General features: G+C 60.2%; 18 protein-coding genes. 17 read left to right on the forward strand and 1 reads right to left on the reverse strand.

What is annotated here, in order from left to right:
* The 14 genes from ARB25_RS05095 to ARB25_RS05160 form a co-directional block, all read left to right on the forward strand.
* Window positions 1-533 (forward strand): L-threonylcarbamoyladenylate synthase (locus ARB25_RS05095; RefSeq protein WP_070100743.1); only part of this gene is annotated, 533 nt, incomplete at its 5' end.
* A gap of 13 nt (window positions 534-546) precedes the next feature.
* A complete protein-coding gene (gene glpK / locus ARB25_RS05100) occupies window positions 547-2088 on the forward strand; it encodes a glycerol kinase GlpK (protein WP_055286328.1) in 1542 nt (513 codons plus the stop codon).
* A gap of 123 nt (window positions 2089-2211) precedes the next feature.
* The gene (gene upp / locus ARB25_RS05105) at window positions 2212-2859 is read left to right on the forward strand and encodes a uracil phosphoribosyltransferase (RefSeq protein ID WP_040359658.1); all 648 of its coding nucleotides are present in this window, start codon (window positions 2212-2214) and stop codon (window positions 2857-2859) included.
* A 283-nt stretch (window positions 2860-3142) separates the two neighbouring features.
* Complete coding sequence (locus ARB25_RS05110; RefSeq protein ID WP_055286330.1) at window positions 3143-3454, forward strand: hypothetical protein; 312 nt, start codon at window positions 3143-3145, stop codon at window positions 3452-3454.
* 3 nt (window positions 3455-3457) lie between these two features.
* Entirely contained in the window at window positions 3458-4261 is an 804-nt protein-coding gene (atpB, locus tag ARB25_RS05115; protein ID WP_022094263.1) for a F0F1 ATP synthase subunit A, read from the forward strand.
* Window positions 4262-4385: 124 nt separating this feature from the next.
* Window positions 4386-4580, forward strand: a complete 195-nt coding sequence (locus ARB25_RS05120; protein WP_022094262.1) for an ATP synthase subunit C-like protein — start codon at window positions 4386-4388, stop codon at window positions 4578-4580.
* Between the two features lie 15 nt (window positions 4581-4595).
* Entirely contained in the window at window positions 4596-5198 is a 603-nt protein-coding gene (gene atpF, locus ARB25_RS05125) for a F0F1 ATP synthase subunit B (RefSeq protein WP_055286332.1), read from the forward strand.
* Window positions 5188-5664: a F0F1 ATP synthase subunit delta gene (locus tag ARB25_RS05130; RefSeq protein WP_006235713.1), complete on the forward strand. Its 477-nt coding sequence runs from the start codon at window positions 5188-5190 to the stop codon at window positions 5662-5664. The genes atpF and ARB25_RS05130 overlap by 11 nt, the downstream gene beginning before the upstream one ends.
* Entirely contained in the window at window positions 5664-7262 is a 1599-nt protein-coding gene (gene atpA / locus ARB25_RS05135) for a F0F1 ATP synthase subunit alpha (protein WP_035138794.1), read from the forward strand. Before ARB25_RS05130 ends, atpA begins: the two co-directional genes overlap by 1 nt.
* 5 nt (window positions 7263-7267) lie before the next feature.
* Window positions 7268-8176: an ATP synthase F1 subunit gamma gene (gene atpG, locus ARB25_RS05140; protein WP_006235716.1), complete on the forward strand. Its 909-nt coding sequence runs from the start codon at window positions 7268-7270 to the stop codon at window positions 8174-8176.
* Window positions 8176-9630, forward strand: coding sequence for a F0F1 ATP synthase subunit beta (gene atpD / locus ARB25_RS05145; protein ID WP_055286334.1), 1455 nt, complete (start codon window positions 8176-8178; stop codon window positions 9628-9630). Before atpG ends, atpD begins: the two co-directional genes overlap by 1 nt.
* Before the next feature lie 3 nt (window positions 9631-9633).
* Window positions 9634-10026: an ATP synthase F1 subunit epsilon gene (atpC, locus tag ARB25_RS05150; protein ID WP_055286336.1), complete on the forward strand. Its 393-nt coding sequence runs from the start codon at window positions 9634-9636 to the stop codon at window positions 10024-10026.
* A gap of 88 nt (window positions 10027-10114) precedes the next feature.
* Complete coding sequence (gene murA, locus ARB25_RS05155) at window positions 10115-11398, forward strand: UDP-N-acetylglucosamine 1-carboxyvinyltransferase (protein WP_055286338.1); 1284 nt, start codon at window positions 10115-10117, stop codon at window positions 11396-11398.
* Window positions 11399-11410: 12 nt separating this feature from the next.
* Window positions 11411-12646, forward strand: a complete 1236-nt coding sequence (locus ARB25_RS05160; protein WP_006235722.1) for an LCP family protein — start codon at window positions 11411-11413, stop codon at window positions 12644-12646.
* Window positions 12647-13023: 377 nt separating this feature from the next.
* Here ARB25_RS05160 and pepT read toward each other — a convergent pair whose 3' ends face one another.
* Window positions 13024-14271 carry a peptidase T gene (gene pepT / locus ARB25_RS05165; protein WP_055286340.1) on the reverse strand — a complete coding sequence of 416 codons (1248 nt, stop codon included), beginning with the start codon at window positions 14269-14271 and terminating at the stop codon, window positions 13024-13026.
* A 120-nt stretch (window positions 14272-14391) separates the two neighbouring features.
* On the opposite strand from pepT, the gene ARB25_RS05170 reads away from it, so the two are divergent.
* From ARB25_RS05170 to ARB25_RS05180, 3 genes are all read left to right on the forward strand, one after another.
* Window positions 14392-14814 carry a metal-dependent transcriptional regulator gene (locus tag ARB25_RS05170; RefSeq protein WP_022094257.1) on the forward strand — a complete coding sequence of 141 codons (423 nt, stop codon included), beginning with the start codon at window positions 14392-14394 and terminating at the stop codon, window positions 14812-14814.
* Window positions 14815-14826: 12 nt separating this feature from the next.
* The gene (locus ARB25_RS05175) at window positions 14827-15720 is read left to right on the forward strand and encodes a homocysteine S-methyltransferase family protein (RefSeq protein WP_035138801.1); all 894 of its coding nucleotides are present in this window, start codon (window positions 14827-14829) and stop codon (window positions 15718-15720) included.
* Window positions 15721-15878: 158 nt separating this feature from the next.
* Window positions 15879-17279, forward strand: a complete 1401-nt coding sequence (locus ARB25_RS05180; protein WP_055286342.1) for a phosphoglucomutase/phosphomannomutase family protein — start codon at window positions 15879-15881, stop codon at window positions 17277-17279.
* Window positions 17280-17465: the final 186 nt, after the last annotated feature.

Below are 17465 nucleotides of genomic sequence, written 5' to 3' on the forward strand. Positions count from 1 at the left end.
TTAACGGCGCCGCGGTCCCTGCGCTCGGTACCGGCTACCGCCGTATCTTCACTCTCAAGCAACGTGAGCTCACGCAAACCGTCGCTTGGCTGGTCGATGGCGTCGAGGCACTCGACCGCTATGGCGTGGATATCCCGGAAGATGCCCGCGTACTTGCGCGACGATGCTGGCCGGGAGCCCTGACTATCGTGGTCAAGGCGGCTCCCTGCGTGCCGACCTTTATGCGTGCTGCCGACGACACCGTGGCCCTGCGCGCGTCGGCCTCTCCCGTGGTCCAAGCGCTCATCCGCGCCTGCGGCAGTCCCCTTGCCTGCACGAGCGCCAACACACACGGCGCGCCCTCGCCGGCAAGCTTTGCCGCCGTCGAGGGTCGCATCCTGGAGGGGGTCGATGTTGCCGTCGACGCCGGCGAGACCCCGTGTCGCGACGCCTCGACCATCGTGTCGTTCCAGCACGGCGGGCTCCAGATCCTGCGCCAAGGCGCACTTCCCGCATCAGAGATCGAACGGGTCCTGTCCGACCCGATGCAATAGAAAGGTGTAAGCGATGTCGTTGAATCTGGGCAGCCTGGGCATGGAAGATGCCTCGTTTAACTTTGGCGGTTCCTACATCATGGCGCTCGACTGCGGCACCACCTCGGTACTTGCGACCATCGTCGACGAGTACGGCTGCATCGTCGCGCAGGCACGTCGTAGCGTCAAAACCAGCTTCCCGCGTCCCGGTTGGGTAGAGCAAGACCCCATGGCGGTCCTTGCCAGCCAGATCGCCGTCATGATGGAAGTCCAGTTTAAGAGCGGCATCCACTCCGACCGCATTGCCGCCATCGGCATCTCCAACCAGCGCGAGACCACGGTGGTCTGGGACCGCGTGAGCGGTCAGCCGATCTATAACGCCATCGTATGGCAGTGCCGCCGTACCGCGCCGGCAATCGACGCGTTGGTTGAACAGGGTTACGAGGAGCTGGTGCGCTCCCGCACGGGACTCACGCTCGACCCGTATTTCTCGGCCTCCAAGGTGCAGTGGATTCTCGACAACGTCGACGGCGCACGCGAGAGCGCGGCGGCGGGCGACCTCATGTTCGGCACCATCGACACCTGGCTCATCTACAACCTCACCGGCGGCCAGGTCTTTGCCACCGACTACACCAATGCCAGCCGCACGGCACTCTTTAATATCCATACGCTCGATTGGGACGACGACCTGCTGGCACTTTTTGACGTTCCACGTTCCATGATGCCCGAGGTTCGCTGGAGCTCGGGCGACTACGGCCGCGTCGCGAGCGACATCATGACCAACATGCCACCCATCATGGGCGTGGCGGGTGACCAGCAGGCGTCGCTGTACGGCCACTGCTGTTTCCGTCCCGGCCAGACCAAAAACACCTATGGCACGGGCTGCTTTATGCTCATGAACACCGGCGACGAGATTGTCGAATCCAAGAATGGTCTGGTCTCCACCATCGGTATCGCCGCGGACGGCAAGATCAGCTATGCACTCGAGGGCTCCATCTTTGCTGCCGGCTCCACCATGAACTGGCTTCGCAACAACATGGGCATCATCTCGAGCGTGAGCGAGTCGGCACAACTCGCCGCTTCGATTAGCGACAACGAGGGCTGCTACTTCGTTCCCGCCTTTGCGGGTTTGGGCGCTCCCTGGTGGGACCCGCATGCCCGCGGTATCGTGTGCGGCCTGACCGGCGCCTCGAGCCGTGCGACTATCGTACGTGCCGCCTGCGAATCCATGGCATATCAGAGCTACGACGTGCTGCGCGCCATGGAGCAGGACGTGGGGCTTTCGATCGAGCGCCTGTCTGTCGATGGCGGTGCCTCGCGCAACGAGTTCATCATGCAATTCCAGGCCGACCTGCTGGATATCCCCGTGCTGCAATGCGAGACGGTGGAGACCACGGCAATCGGTGCCGCGTACTTGGCGGGTCTTGCCGTCGGCTATTGGGAAGACCTGGAAGAGCTGGAGCAAAATGCCCAGATCGTTAGGACCTTCCTTCCCCACATGTCCGCCGAGCGCCGCGAGCAAAACCTTGCGGGCTGGCGTGATGCAGTCAGGCGCTCGCTCAGTACCGCACAGTAGGGCCGCGATGGGCTGCTCGATACAACAAACCGCTAAACTAATGCACGGCGCGCGGCAACAACATCGCCATGCGCCTTGTCAGCAAGGCCATCTTCCGGCCGCAACGAAAGGGGCAATCAACCCATGACCGTCACCTACGATGCGTCCCGTGTGACGCTTGTCGATCATCCGCTCGTCCAGCACAAGCTGTCGATCCTGCGCGACAAAAACACCGGCACCAACCAGTTCCGCCAGCTCGTGCGCGAACTCGCGCTTTTTGACGGCTACGAGGCCATGCGCGACCTGCCTATGGAAGACGTCGAGGTCGAGACCCCCATCACTACCGCCACGTTCAAACAGCTCGCCGGCAAGAAACTCGCCATCGTGCCCATCCTGCGTGCGGGCCTTGGCATGGTCGACGGCATTCTCGACCTGGTGCCCTCCGCTCGCGTAGGCCACATCGGTATGGAACGCGACGAGGTTACCCATGAGCCGCATGAGTATTACTGCAAGATGCCCAAGGATATCGACCAGCGCATCTGCCTGGTCGTCGACCCCATGCTCGCCACGGGCGGTTCGGCCGAGATGGCCATCAGCTACCTGCGCGAGCGCGGTGTCAAGGACATCCGCATGCTGTGCATCGTCGCTGCCCCCGAGGGCCTCAAGTCGCTGACCGAGAAGGACCCAGATGTGCATATCTATACCTGCGCTATCGATGACCATCTCAACGAGGCTGCCTACATCGTTCCCGGCCTGGGCGACGCCGGCGATCGCATCTACGGCACGCTCTAGTCGCTGGGCTAAGACGGCCGCGGCTGCAAATAGGAAGAAATGGTGCGCGCGGGCAAGTAGAAGACGCCTGTGCGCACCTTTAGTTAATGGACGTTTTGCCCTGCAGGGTTCGAGAAAAACGTATTACCGTACCTGCGGCATAAAGAAGGTCTTAAGAAAACGAACAGGTGCGTATTAACCGATGCTTTTTCGGTTGTACTTTAGCGATTGGCTCGTACAATAGTCACCAATGTTTGGCGGGAACTGTTCTGTGAGGCGTTAAAAAAGGAAAGTGAGGACGCCAATGTTTCAGATAGCCGATCTGCTCGCTATCGTTGCAGGCGCCATCGCGGGCGCGGTCGCCTTTCTTCCCTTTGTCTTTACGCTCAAGCCGGTTCTTGACGATAAGCAGAATGCGGACATGCTCAAGGGTATGGTGAGTCTGGCGGTCTCGGCGATCGCCCTGCTCGTCTTTACCTTGGTTGTGTTTGTGTTGTTCGGAGAGGCATTTCGCATGTTCCTCCTGGGCGAGGCGATCGGCTTCGTGGCCTTTATGGCCGCCTGCACGGTTCGTGTCGCCAAGGCGCTGCGAGATCCTCATGAGGTCGAAAGGTAAGTCGTGGAAATTTTTGAAAAGCTGCCTGATGAGATTAATCATCTGGTCAGCGAGTTCAGCTCCACCCCTGTCGTGGGCGATCTAAGCTGCGGCATCACGCAGTACTCGTTTTGGCTGATCGTCTCCACGATCGTGCTCCTGATCGTCCTGGCCGTGTTCAAGAAGAAGCAGACCCTGGTTCCCAAGGGCTTCTTCGTCAACGGTTTCGAGTACATCATCGAGTACGTCGAGAACGATATCGGCAAGGGCGTCGTGGGTGAGAACTGGAAGAAGCACTTCCCGTTCCTGTGCTCGCTTTTCCTGTTCATCCTGATCAATAACATGATCGGCCTGATCCCGGGAATGAAGCCCGGCACCGGCGCAATCGGCTCCACCGCCGCGCTCGCCATCTTCGCCTTCGTGTACTTCATCTACTACGGATGCAAGGCTCACGGCGTTATCGGCTACATCAAGAGCCTCGCCCCGCAGGGCGTGAGCTTCCCGATGAACGTGCTCGTGTGGGTCGTCGAGCTCTTCTCGACCTTCCTGCGCCTCATCACGCTCGCCGTCCGTCTGTTCTGCAACATGTTCGCAGGACACGTGGTCATGGGTTCGTTCGCCATCATGGCGAGCATGTTCATGCAGCCGCTGCTTCAGCAGGTTTCCGCGGCCCACGCCGTCGGCGCCCTGCCTTCGCTTGCCTGGCTTGCCATCCTCATCCTGATCTACGCGATCGAGCTTGTGGTCGGCGCCATCCAGGCTTACGTTTTCACGGTCCTTACCGCCGTGTATGTCTCCGAAGCAGAGGAGGTCGCGGAGGAGGAGTAATCTTCCGTTCGCGCCTTAAAGGTAAGGCAATTCGTTAAACCGCCGGTGCCCGTACCCATGGAGCCCGGCAGTTATAAAAAGGTTATCCTGCGTGAAATAAGACACGCACGACAAAGGAGGAATCGTGGGAGTTATCGGTTACGGTCTCGGTGTTATCGGCGCTGGTCTTGCTATCGGCCTGTCTGCTCTGGGTGCTACGGGTGCTATGGCCCGTCAGCCTGAGGTCCAGGGCCGCGTGTTCACCGTCTTCATCATGGGCTCCGCCTTCGGCGAGGCTCTGGCTCTGATCGGTTTCGTTGTCGCGCTGATCGTTAAATAGCACGGAGCGTCAAGTATGAATCTTTCATCCCAGAAGAGCGCGATCGCACTCTCCGCGTCCGCGGCCGCGCTGCTCATGCCGGTTTCCGCGTTCGCCGAGGACGGCGCCGCCGGTGCGGACATCCTCATCCCTAAGATGGCGGAGTTCATCCCGGCGCTTATCGCCTTCCTGATTATCTGGATCGTGCTGGCCAAGGTCGCCCTGCCGGGCATCATGAAAACCATGGAGGAGCGCGGCAAGAAGATCGAGGAGAGCCTCGACGAGGCCGAGAAGACCAAGCAGGAGGCCATCGCCAAGCGCGCTGAGTCCGACTCGATCGTCACCGACGCCCGTCGCCAGGCTGCCGACATCGTTCTCGAGGCCCGTAAGGACGCCGAGTCCGAGCGCGCCCGTATCATCGAGGCTGCTCACAAGGAGGCCGAGGAGATCATCGCCAAGGCCCATACGACCGTCGAGGACGAGCGCAAGTCCATCTACGCCGGTGCCGCGAGCTCCATCGCCGACCTGTCCGTTGCCGTCGCCACCAAGATCGTGGGCGAGGCACTCGAGGACGAGTCCGAGCAGAAGAAGCTCATCGAGCGCTACATCCAGGAAGCAGGTAGCCTGAATGCCGACTAGCCGCTATCAGGACAAGGTGCTCGAGACCTATGCGCGCTCCCTTTTGGAAGCCGCCAAGGCCGAGAACCATGTGTTCGAGGACCTCGAGATGATCGAGCGCCTGGCTTCTGCCAGCCCCGAGATCATCGCCGTGCTCGACACCATGTCCAAGCGCGACCAGCTCGACCTGCTTCCCAAGGTGGCAGCTGCCTTTAAGTATGTTGCCGAGGAAGACGAGGATGTAGTGGGCGTGACCGTCACCACGGCGATCCCGCTCGACGACGAGCTGCGTCAAACCATCACTAAGAAATGCGAGCAGGACTTCGGCCGCAAGGTATTCCTTATCGAGCAGGTCGACCCGTCTATCGTGGGCGGCCTGGTGCTCGAGGCCCGCGGCGAGCGTCGTGACATTTCCGTCAAGACGCAGCTGCGCATCGCGCAGGAGACCCTCGCAAACTCTGCTAATTCGTACGGAGGTGAAGCCTAATGTCCGAAACCCTCAATGCCCAGGATATCGCCAAGAAACTGCAGGAGCAGCTCACGAGCCTCTCCGCGACGGTCGATACGCATGAGGTTTCAACGGTCGACGAGGTAGGCGACGGCATCGCGCGCGTCTCCGGCCTTAAGAGCGCCATGGCAGGCGAGCTTCTGGAGTTCAAGAGCTCCGATACCGGTGAGACCGTCTTCGGCCTTGCCCAGAACCTTGACCGTGACGAGGTCGGCGCCGTTCTGTTCGGTGCCGTCGACTCCATCAAGGAAGGCGACGAGTGCCGCACCACTGGCCGCATTATGGATATCCCCGTGAGCCGTGCCATGCTCGGTCGCGTCGTCAATCCGCTCGGCCAGCCCATCGACGGCCTGGGCGACATCGTCGCCACGCACCGTCGCCCCATCGAGTTCAAGGCCCCCGGCGTCATCGATCGTACCCCGGTGTGCGAGCCGGTTCAGACCGGCCTGTTGGCCATCGACTCCATGGTGCCTATCGGCCGTGGTCAGCGTGAGCTCATCATCGGCGACCGTAAGACCGGTAAGACCGCCATCGCCATCGACGCTATCCTCAACCAGCGCGGCAAGGGCATGGTCTGCATCTATGTCGCCATCGGCCAGAAGGCCTCCACGGTTGCCAACATCCGTGAGACCCTCGCTCAGCACGGTGCGCTCGACTACACCATCATCGTTTCGGCCACTGCTGCCGATTCCGCCCCTATGCAGTACATCGCGCCTATGGCCGGTGCCGCTATTGGCGAGTTCTTCATGTACAACGGCGAGGACGGCAAGCCCGCCAGCGAGACCAACCCCGGCGGCCACGTGCTCGTCATCTACGACGACCTGTCCAAGCAGGCTGTGGCCTACCGTCAGATGTCGCTGACGCTGCATCGTCCGCCCGGACGCGAGGCCTATCCTGGCGACATCTTCTACCTGCACTCTCGTCTGCTCGAGCGTGCCGTCAAGATGTCCAAGAAGAACGGTTACGGCTCCATGACGGCACTGCCGATCATCGAGACCCAGGACGGCGACGTCTCGGCCTACATTCCGACCAACGTCATTTCCATTACCGATGGTCAGATCTACCTGCAGTCCGAGCTCTTCTTCCAGGGTCAGCGCCCGGCAGTCGACGTGGGTATCTCCGTGTCCCGCGTCGGTGGCGATGCGCAGACCAAGGCCATGAAGCAGGTCGCCGGCAACCTCCGTCTGGACCTCGCTTCCTATCAGGAGCTCGCTGGCTTTACGCAGTTCGGCTCCGACCTCGACGAGGCTACTCAGAAGCAGCTGACCCACGGTGCTCGCATGACCGAGCTCCTGAAGCAGCCGCGTTACAAGCCGTTTGAGGTTGGCGAGCAGATCGTTACGCTGTTCGCTGGCAACGAGGGCTTCCTGGATGACCTGGAGATCGCCGACGTGCTGCCTTTCCGTGCCGAGCTCATCGAGTACATGGACAATGGCTTTGGCTCGCTGCTCGACAAGGTTCGCGCCAAGAAGATCGATGATGACACCAAGGCTGAGCTCTTGCGCGTCATCGGCGACTTCAAGCAGCAGTTCATGGCCAAGCACCATTCGGATGTTTCTGGATCAGAGGAGAACTAAGCCCCATGGCCAACCTTCGCGACATTAAGAAGCGAATCTCCTCGGTTACCACGACCAAGCAGATCACGCGCACGATGGAAATGGTCTCTACGGCCAAGATCCGTCGTGCCCTCGATCGCTCCAAGCAGGCCGAGCCCTATAAGGAGGCGCTGACCGACGTCATGTTGACGGTCGCCGGCGACGCCTCCTGTTCGGGCACCGATCCCATGCTGCAGAAGCATGAAAGCGTCAAGCATGGCCTGATTGTCGTTATTGCCTCGGACCGCGGCCTTGCCGGCGGTTTCAATACGACGGTGGAGCGCACGGCCGAAAAGCTCGCCGCTTCTTGGGCGAACGATGGCATCGAGTGCGAGATCATCGCGTGTGGGCGCAAACCGGCCACGTATTTCCGCGACCGCGCAAACGTCGTCATGCATTTTGAGGGCAATTCCTCCGAGCCAGATTTTAATCAGGCTCGCATGATTTCCTCTCATATCTGCGATGCGTATCGTGCCGGCGAGCTTGACCGCGTCGAGCTTGTCTACCACCACGCCAAGAACCGCGTGGATCAGGAGCTTCGCGTCGAGCACTTGCTACCGCTCGATCCCGAGATGATCGCTATGGCCCACGGTCCGCGTAAGAACGAGACCGACGCCCCTAAGCGCATCTCGTCCACGTTCGAGTTCGTGCCCTCTCCCGAGCATGTTCTCGGCAAGCTTGTACCGTCGTATATCCTGACGGTCATCTACCAGGCCCTGATCGATTCGGCGGCCGCCGAGCAGGGTGCACGCCGCAAGGCCATGCACTCCGCGACGGAAAACGCCACCGCGATCATCTCGACCCTTACCCGCACGTATAGTCGCGTGCGCCAGGCTTCGATCACGACCGAGATTAACGAGATCGTCGGCGGAGCCTCAGCATTGGAGGAACAGTAATGGCTAATAACACCGTAAAGCTTGCGGTCGAGGAAGCCACCAAGAAGACGACTGCCGGTGATGGTCGCATCGTGCGTATCATCGGCCCTGTCGTCGACGTCAAGTTTGACGGTGCGGTGCCCCCGATCTACAACGCGCTCACGGTCGAGGCCGAGACCCCGATCGGTCACCTGAGCACGATCCTCGAGGTTGAGAGCCAGCTTCCGGGCGGCGTCGTCCGCACGGTCGCCATGTCCTCGACCGACGGTCTGCAGCGTGGTCTCATTGCCACCGATACCGGTGAGCCCATGAAGATGCCCGTTGGCCCCAAGACACTCGGCCGCATTTGGAACGTCATGGGCAAGCCCGTCGACGGCAAGCCTATGCCCGAGGTGGAGGAGTTCTATCCCATCCACCATGCGGCACCTCGTTTTGACGAGCTCACCACCAAGACCGAGATCTTCGAGACCGGCATCAAGGCCGTCGACCTGCTTGAGCCCTACATCCGTGGCGGCAAGACAGGCCTGTTCGGCGGCGCCGGCGTCGGCAAGACCGTTCTGATTCAGGAGCTCATCAACAACCTCGCCCAGGAGCATGGCGGCACTTCGGTGTTCACCGGCGTCGGCGAGCGTACCCGTGAGGGTACCGACCTTTATCTCGAGATGAGCGAGTCTGGCGTTATCGACAAGACCTGCTTGGTCTACGGTCAGATGAACGAGCCGCCTGGAGCGCGTCTGCGCATCGGTCTGGCCGGCCTTACCACCGCTGAGTACTTCCGCGATCGTGGCCAGGACGTTCTGCTGTTCATTGATAACATTTTCCGCTTCTCCCAGGCCGGTTCCGAGGTTTCCGCACTTCTGGGCCGTATGCCGTCCGCCGTCGGTTACCAGCCCACGCTGGCTACCGAGATGGGCGACCTCCAGGAGCGCATTACCTCGACCAAGACGGGCTCCATTACCTCCGTCCAGGCCGTCTACGTCCCTGCAGACGACCTAACCGACCCGGCGCCTGCCACGACGTTCACCCACCTCGACGCTACCACGGTCCTTTCGCGTAGCATTTCGTCGCTCGGCCTGTTCCCGGCTATCGACCCGCTTGCGTCTTCCTCCGACGCTCTCGATCCCTCGATCGTTGGCGAGGAGCACTACCGTGTCGCCGTCAAGGTCCAGGAGCTCCTGCAGGAGTACTCCGACCTTCAGGACATCATCGCCATTCTGGGTATGGACGAGCTGTCCGAGGAGCAGCGCCTTACGGTCAACCGTGCTCGTAAGATTCAGCAGTTCCTCTCGCAGTCCTTCCACGTTGCCGAGAAGTTCACCGGCAACCCCGGTGTCTACGTCCGCGTCGAGGATACCGTCCGCTCCTTCGCCGAGATTGTCGACGGCAAGGCCGATGACCTGCCCGAGCAGGCATTCCGCTATGCTTCCACGATTGAGGACGTGCGCGAGCGCGCCCGCAAGATGGGGGAGAAGTAGGTTATGCGTATCCGCATCGTGTGCCCCGTGAGCCTCGCCTATGAGGGTGACGCTGCGTTTGTGTCGATTCCGTCTACGGATGGCGAGTTTGGCGTTCTGCCTGCTCACTCCAGCGAAATCTGCACGATCGACCGCGGTTACGTTCGCGTTTCCGATAAGGCCATGGGCACTGTCGACCACACGTTTGCCGTGGCCGGCGGCTATGCCCAGGTCGCGGAAGATGTCGTGACCGTCCTCGCCGAGCGCGCTTGTGATTTGGCGACCGTCGACGCCGACAAGGTTAAAGCTGATATTCAAGGTTTTGAAGAGAAGCTGGGTAATTTGTCGGAGGATGATGCACGCCGCGCCTACCTCTATAATGAAATCGCATGGTGTAAGCTCAAGCTTGCCCAATAGTCAAACGCTTTAGCGTTCGACCATTTGCGAACACATCATGCCCGGGATGGCCCAGCCACCCCGGGCATGCTTTTTGAAAGGGTAGACCTTGGATATTATCCGCGTTGAGGGTGGCCACGCCATCGGAGGTTCCGTGCCTGTTTCGGGTGCTAAGAACTCCGCGCTCAAACTTATGGCGGCAACGCTTCTGGCGCCGGGCAAGACGACGCTGCGGAACGTGCCCGATATTTCCGATGTCCACGTGATGGGCAAGGTGCTCAAGGGCATGGGCGCTACGATCGATGTTCTCGACGAGCACACGCTCGAGATCGATACCTCCCAGGTCGATTCTTGGGAGGCCCCCTACGAGCTCGTTGCCAAGATGCGTGCTTCCACAGCCGTGATGGGACCCCTGCTGGGTCGCTTCCATCGCGCCAAGATCGCCATGCCGGGCGGCTGCAACCTGGGTGCTCGCAAGATCGATATGCACATTCTTGGTCTTGAGGCCCTGGGCGTTGAGTTCGATACCGCCCACGGCTACATCAACGCTAATGCGCCCCAAGGTCTGCGCGGTACCACCGTCACGCTCGAGTTCGCCAGCGTCGGTGCGACCGAGAACCTCATCATGGCATCCGTGCGCGCGCAGGGCACCACGGTTATCGACAATGCCGCCCGCGAGCCCGAGATCGTCGATCTCGCCAACATGCTCAACGAGATGGGCGCCAAGATTGTCGGCGCGGGTACGCCCGTCGTGACCATCGAGGGCGTGGAAGAGCTGCATCCTGTTACCCATCGCGTAGTGGGCGACCGCATCGAGGCCGGTACCTTTATCGTTGCCGGTGCGTTGATGGCCGACGATCGCGGTGTCGATGTCATGGGCTTTTGCCCCATTCACTTGGGCATGGTGCTCAAGAAGATGGAGCTCATGGGTATCGACTGCGAGCGCGTCGAGGATGGCGTCCATGTAAACCGTGCCGAGCGTATCAAGCCGGTCGACATCCAGACGCTTCCGTTCCCCGGCTTCCCGACGGACATGCAGGCGCAGATTATGGTGCTCTCCGCCCTTGCCGACGGCAGTTCCGTTATTACCGAGAACATCTTCGAGAATCGCTTTATGTTTGCCTCTGAGCTGGTGCGCATGGGTGCCGACATTCGTATCGAGAGCCATCATGCCATGATTCATGGCGTTAAGGGCTTCTCGGGTGCACAGGTTACCTCGCCCGATCTGCGTGGCGGAGCGGCCCTCGTCGTAGCGGGCTTGATCGCCGACGGGACGACCGAGGTTTCGGCCATCCATCACATCAAGCGCGGCTACGAGCAGTTTGTCGAAAAGCTGCAGGCGCTCGGCGCGCATGTCGAGCATGCTTCCGTCCCCGATCCCGTCATCTACTAATACAGGTTGCCTATGTTTAATAAAAAGCCCCTCGCGGATACCACCGCCCGAAGACCCTCAACTGGTGCGCAGGCCAAGATCTACAGTCGCGATAACGTGGCTCGCTATTCCGAGCGCGCTCGTCAACGTCGTCGTAGCCACACGATTCGTCACGTCGCGCTCATTGTCGTGCTTGGTGTGCTGCTGAGTGCCACTACCGCTGCCGGCCTGTGGTTTGCCACCATTATGGGCAAGCTCGGCGATTCTAATGTCATTACCGATAATCTGCGTCGGGTTCTGGTTGACACCGATGAGGCAAAGGATCCGTTCTACGTGCTGCTTCTTGGCACCGACGGCCGTCCGGGCGAGGATACGTATCGTGCCGACTCGATTATCCTGGCACGCATCGACCCCACGCAAAAGCAGGCGACGCTCATTTCCGTTCCGCGCGACACCAAGGTCGAGTACAAGGGCGAGACCATGAAGATCAACGCCTGCCATACCGTTGGCGGCGCCGAGGCCATGGTCGAGGCGGTCAACGAGCTGTGCGGTGTTCAGATTTCCCACTATGCCGAGGTCAGCTTCGACGGTATGCAGGCGCTGATTGATTCGGTTGGCGGTATCGACATTAACGCAACCGATGATGTTGACGACCCCGAGCACCTGGATATTAAGATTACCGCTGGCCAGCAGCATATGGACGGTGCCACCGCCCTTACCTATGCCCGCTGCCGCTACACCTATGCCGACGGCGATTACACGCGCATGCGCCACCAGCGTCAGGTGCTTGGCGCCCTTGCCAACCAGATTCTCAATAACTTCGATGCCACGAAGATCTTTGGCCTGGTTAATTCGCTGTCCGATATGCTTGTAACCGATATGAGCGTTCAGGATATCGTGGCTACGGTCAACGCCATGCGCGGTATGGATGTCGACGGTATCTACTCGGCCAACCTGCCCTCGTACGCCGACGACAGCACCATGATCGACGGTGTGAGCTACGTCTTTGTCTACGAGGACGAGCTCAAGGAAATGATGGAGCGCGTCGATGCCGGCAAGGATCCCAAGGGTCCCAACACCATGGGTCTTTCCGACGGTTCCAGCTCTACGATCGGCGACCTGAACAACAACACGTCTGACGACTACGCAAACGGTACCGCAACCTCATCGGTCAGCTCTGACGATTCCGATGACTCAAGCGATTCGAGCGATTCGGACTACTACGAAGAGCCCACCGGCGACGGCAACGGCTACGAAGCCAACTACTAAGTTACGCGGTTTTACCAAACCGCGTAACCGCTTGACGCTGCGCGGGCCGCATTTGGACAATCTGACGTTCAACTTCAAGGGCGCGACCAGAAGGTCAGCGCCCTTTCGTTTCACGTCACCTTGTCTCAAATGCGACCCGCTCGCTGCCCGTCCTCAACCTGCGACGTTAGTCATTGGGGACGTTCTTAAACGACTGGTCAAAGGGGACGCTCTTGATGCACTTGGCACTTGGGGACGTTTCTTATGTGCCGGCAGTTTGGGACACTCCTTGCGTTAAGAGGCTGGCGTGCGTCAACCTGTTCTCGTTGCAGCAAAAAAATCGCCCCGTTCTCGGTTGAGGACGGGGCGATTCGTCTTTTGGGCTTATGCAGCCAGGCTTATGCAAAGCGGGCGACGAGCTCCTGCAGGACGTCGGTCATCTTGACGAGCGAGCTGACCGGGACGAACTCGTTGACGCCGTGGTAGCAATAGCCGCCGGTGGAAAGGTTGGGGCAGGGCAGACCGCGGAACGACAGCTGGGCGCCGTCGGTGCCGCCACGAATCGGCAGCACTTGGGGCTCAACGCCGCAGGCAAGGTAGGCTTCCTTGGCAACATCAATAAGCTCGGGATAGTCACGAACGATCTCGGCCATATTTCGATACTGCTGCTTAATCTCGACCGTCACGCGCTCCTCACCCAGACGCTGGTTGAGCATCGAGGCGGCGGCATCAATAAGGTCGAGTTTCTGCTGGAACTTGGCGGCGTCATGGTCGCGGACGATATAGCGCGCTGTGGCGTGATCGACGGTCGCAGATACACCCTCAAGGTGATAAAAGCCCTCGTAGCCTTCCGTATACTCCGGGCGCTGTACGTAGGGGAGCAACGCGTTGAAGTCGCAGAACAGATTGCCTGCGTTGACCATACGGCCCTTAGCGTCGCCCGGGTGGATGGACTGGCCCTCAAAGCGGACGGTCGCCTCGGCGGCGTTAAAGCACTCCCACTCCAGCTCGCCGATGGGGCCGCCGTCGACCGTGTAGGCGTACTTGCAGCCAAAGGCATCGATATCCAACAGCTCGGCTCCGTGGCCGATCTCCTCGTCAGGGCAGAAGCAAATGCCGAGTGCGGGATGGGGCAGAGAAGGGTCCTGAGCGATACGCGCGACAAGCGACATGATCTCGGCGACGCCCGCCTTGTCGTCTGCGCCCAGCAGCGTGGAGCCATCGCTACAGACCAGGTCCTCACTCGCGAGGTCATTCAGGGCGGGAAGCTTGGCGGTACTCATGGCAACGGGCTTACCGTCAACAGTGCCGCAGACCAGGTCGCCGCCTTCGTAGTGTACGATGTGCGGCTTCACGCCGGCGCCCGGTGCAACTTCGGTGGTGTCGAGATGGGCGATCAGGCCCAGGGCGGGCTTGTCCTCAGCGCCCACACTTGCGGGGATATGCGCGCAGACATAGGCGTGCTCGGTCACGTGGGCATCTTCCGCACCAAGCTCGCGCAGCTCTTCAGCCAGCACGTTGGCAAGGTCAAACTGAACGGCGCTCGAGGGTACCTGGTCGCAGTTTGCATCCTCGGACTGCGTGTTGATCTGGACGTAGCGCAAAAAGCGCTCGAGGACATCGGGGCTTGTGGTGGTGTTTTCCATAAAGACCGCTCCAATCTTGGTCGTCGTGTGCAACAAGAACTCTAGCACGGTATGCCACGGCATACCACGACGCTTGGATGGGGTAGAATCAGCCATTGAATGCAGAAGGGACGGAAGATCATGGATACGACAAATAGCTCGCGCGAACTACATCTGACGGTGGCGAACGAAGACTACTTGGAGTGCATGGTTCGCATTGAAAGCGAAGAGGGGGAAACCAACGGCGTGCGATCGGTCGACATCGCGCAGCGCCTTGGCGTCTCCAAGGCATCGGTCAATAAAGCGGTTTCTGCGCTCAAGGCATCCGAGCTTGTCGAGCAATCGCACTATGGCAAGGTAATCCTGACCGATCGCGGCCGCGAGGTCGGCACGGCTATCTGGTACCGTCATCGCCTCATCCGCACGTTTTTGGTTCAGGAGCTCGGTGTCGAATTTGAGCGAGCCGATTCCGAGGCCTGCATGATGGAGCATGCGCTATCCGAGGACACGATGAGCCGCTGGCTCGCCTATCTCGAAAAGCAGGGAATCAGCGTCGAGGGATAGCGAAACACATATATGGATACGAGTTATTACAACCGCTTTGGTGCCGAGGAGCTTACGCGCCGCTTGTCGAGCGAGACCTTGTTGGCGCAGGGCCCCATGGGCAGTGTTCTGTTGAGCGAGTACGATGCCGCCGACATTCCACCGGCGTTTTGGAATCTGGCAGAGCCGCAGACCGTTTCTCGTATCCATCGCCTGTATGTTGCCGCCGGCGCGCAGGTGCTCATTACCAACACCTTTCAGGCATCAAGCTATGCCCTCAAGCACGACCAGATTGCGCCGTCCGTGGCGGAGGTCAATCGCGGGGCCGTCGACGATGCCCGCCAGGCGCACCCTCAACTGCTGCTGGGCTCGATGGGCCCGATCGGTATTGAGTGGTTTGCCGAGGATTCTGCCGAGTATCGTGAAATCCGAGGCATTGCGCGCGAACAGGCGCACGCCTTGCTCAATGCTGGTGTTGACGGTCTACTGATCGAGACGGTGACGTCTATCCGTAATTTGCAGCCCATGCTTGCCGGCGCCCGAGATGCCGCCGACGGCATGCCTGTTCTGGTGAGTTTTGTCGTTGACGATAAAGGTGACCTGTTGGGCGATGGCCTCAACATCGAGGCAGCCGTTTTGTACGCCGAAAAACACGGCGCAAACTCGGTTGGTGTTAATTGCTGTTCGCTTGCGGCCGCGAACGCGGCGGTGCCCAGGATGGTTGCATCGGCGACTACTCCCGTCACGGTGCGTCCCAACGTGGGCGATCCGGTCCAGACTCAGGATGGCCCCGTATGGCACGAGAATCCCGAAGCTTTCGCGCGCGCATGCATCGAATGGAGGCATGCCGGCGCCGCAATGGTGGGCAGTTGCTGTGGAACCACGGCAATCACTACGGCCGCGATGGCCGAGGCGCTCGATATATAAAGGGCAAAACCGCTCCATACGGGGCGGTTTTTTTATCGCTTGCATGTCCTCGGCAGCATTTGCCCAAATGGTGAAAGCTGGTGCCGGCAGGTTGCCGAATGCGTGCCGCGGGTATACCTCATGCGTACGATGATCCAAATACTGTGAGGTGTCTGCGCGTGTGCGCGATAATTCATTTTGGAACTGACGGTTGGCGCGCTCGCGTCGATGAGGACTTCACTGCCGATAACGTTGCCCGTATCGCCGATGCCGTCGGTGAGTTGTGGCAAAAGACCAATCCGGGCAAAACGGTATATATAGGGTTCGACACCCGGCCCCTGGCGCGCGAGTTCGCTGAGCTTGCGGCGGGTGTGCTGGCAGCGCACGGGCTAGACGCCGTGCTCGCTTCGCGACCTGTTCCGACCCCTGCCCTTACGTGGGCGGCGGCTTATGACGGTGAGGCGTGCGGCGCGCTCATGGTGACGGGATCCCATCATCCGCAGGGTTATCTGTGCCTCAAGATTCGCATGGGTGACGGCTCGACTGCCAACCAGGATGTCATCGAAGAGCTCGAAGAGACCATGGCTCCCGAGCCAATGGGGATCGAGGGGCAATATCGCACCGCGGATATCATTCCTGACTATATGCAGGCGGTGGCATCGTTTGTCGATGCCGAAGCCATTCGCGCCGCGCACCTGCGCGTGGTTGTCGATCCCATGGGCGGCGCAGCTCAAGGCTATCTAGCCGACTTGCTGCGCGAGCTTGGCGTTGAGGTGCACGAGATTCACGCCGGGCAGGCGTCTGACCAAGAAGATATCTGCCCCGACCCCGTTGAGCCGTGGGTGGACGCTTGCGAGCGCACGGTTATCGATGACGGTGCTTGCGCTGGCCTGGTGACCGACGGCGACGCCGACCGTATCGGCGCGGTTGACGAGCGCGGCAGATATATACATCCGCATCAGATCATGGCGCTCGTTTTGGGCGACTTGGTTCAATTTCGTAATTTGGAGGGGCGCGTCGTCGTCAATCTTTCGTGCTCGACGCTCGTACGTCGCATTGCCGAGGCGCTTGGCTGCCGCGTGACCGTCAAACCAGTCGGTTTCAAATATATAGCGGCAGAGATGAAGAAGGGCGGCGTTCTCATGGGCGGTGAAGAAGCCGGTGGTATCGGCATCGCCGCGCATATGCCCGAGCGCGATGGAATCCTCGCCTGTCTGATTCTGTGTGAGCTTATGGCAAAGACGGACGCGCCTTTAGGCGTTCTGGTCGACCAACTCGAGGATAGTTTTGGTAAGACGAGTTACGGTCGACGCGATTTGCGCCTTGAGGCCGAAGATGCCGAAACGTTACGAACCCTGCTACCGGGCGTAAACCCCAAGTCGATTTGTGGCAAGGTGCCGCAAAACGTTAGTCATATGGATGGCTTGCGTCTGGCATTCGAGGATGACACGTGGCTGCTGGTCCGTCCTAGCGGGACCGAACCAGTGGTGCGCGTCTACGCCGAGGGGTTCTCGGTGGAAGAACGTGACGAGTTGCTCGATGCTGGCTGTGCTTTAGCTAGGGGGACGTATCCGCTTTAACCATGAGACTGCCTGATATAAAGAGATGCTCGGCGAGCGGTAGTTAACGGCTGGCAAACGTTAGTCGGATCTCAAATTGTGTAGGAAATATGTACGCCCAGATTCCCGCCCACGGGGCCCCTCCGGTCTGGCAATATATCTCCTTGCCGCGCGGCCCGGTCGGACCGGATCAGCCGCGGGGCGTGC

The sequence above is a fragment of the Collinsella aerofaciens genome, from assembly GCF_001405375.1.
Lineage (GTDB): Bacteria > Actinomycetota > Coriobacteriia > Coriobacteriales > Coriobacteriaceae > Collinsella > Collinsella aerofaciens_F.

Coding starts and splice junctions, on each gene's coding strand:
- upp (WP_040359658.1), top strand. CDS start 2,212: ATGACCGTCACCTACGATGCGTCCCGTGTGACGCTTGTCGATCATCCG.
- ARB25_RS05110 (WP_055286330.1), top strand. CDS start 3,143: ATGTTTCAGATAGCCGATCTGCTCGCTATCGTTGCAGGCGCCATCGCG.
- atpD (WP_055286334.1), top strand. CDS start 8,176: ATGGCTAATAACACCGTAAAGCTTGCGGTCGAGGAAGCCACCAAGAAG.
- ARB25_RS05170 (WP_022094257.1), top strand. CDS start 14,392: ATGGATACGACAAATAGCTCGCGCGAACTACATCTGACGGTGGCGAAC.
- atpA (WP_035138794.1), top strand. CDS start 5,664: ATGTCCGAAACCCTCAATGCCCAGGATATCGCCAAGAAACTGCAGGAG.
- ARB25_RS05130 (WP_006235713.1), top strand. CDS start 5,188: ATGCCGACTAGCCGCTATCAGGACAAGGTGCTCGAGACCTATGCGCGC.
- ARB25_RS05160 (WP_006235722.1), top strand. CDS start 11,411: ATGTTTAATAAAAAGCCCCTCGCGGATACCACCGCCCGAAGACCCTCA.
- glpK (WP_055286328.1), top strand. CDS start 547: ATGTCGTTGAATCTGGGCAGCCTGGGCATGGAAGATGCCTCGTTTAAC.
- atpC (WP_055286336.1), top strand. CDS start 9,634: ATGCGTATCCGCATCGTGTGCCCCGTGAGCCTCGCCTATGAGGGTGAC.
- ARB25_RS05175 (WP_035138801.1), top strand. CDS start 14,827: ATGGATACGAGTTATTACAACCGCTTTGGTGCCGAGGAGCTTACGCGC.
- pepT (WP_055286340.1), bottom strand. CDS start 14,271: ATGGAAAACACCACCACAAGCCCCGATGTCCTCGAGCGCTTTTTGCGC.
- atpF (WP_055286332.1), top strand. CDS start 4,596: ATGAATCTTTCATCCCAGAAGAGCGCGATCGCACTCTCCGCGTCCGCG.
- atpG (WP_006235716.1), top strand. CDS start 7,268: ATGGCCAACCTTCGCGACATTAAGAAGCGAATCTCCTCGGTTACCACG.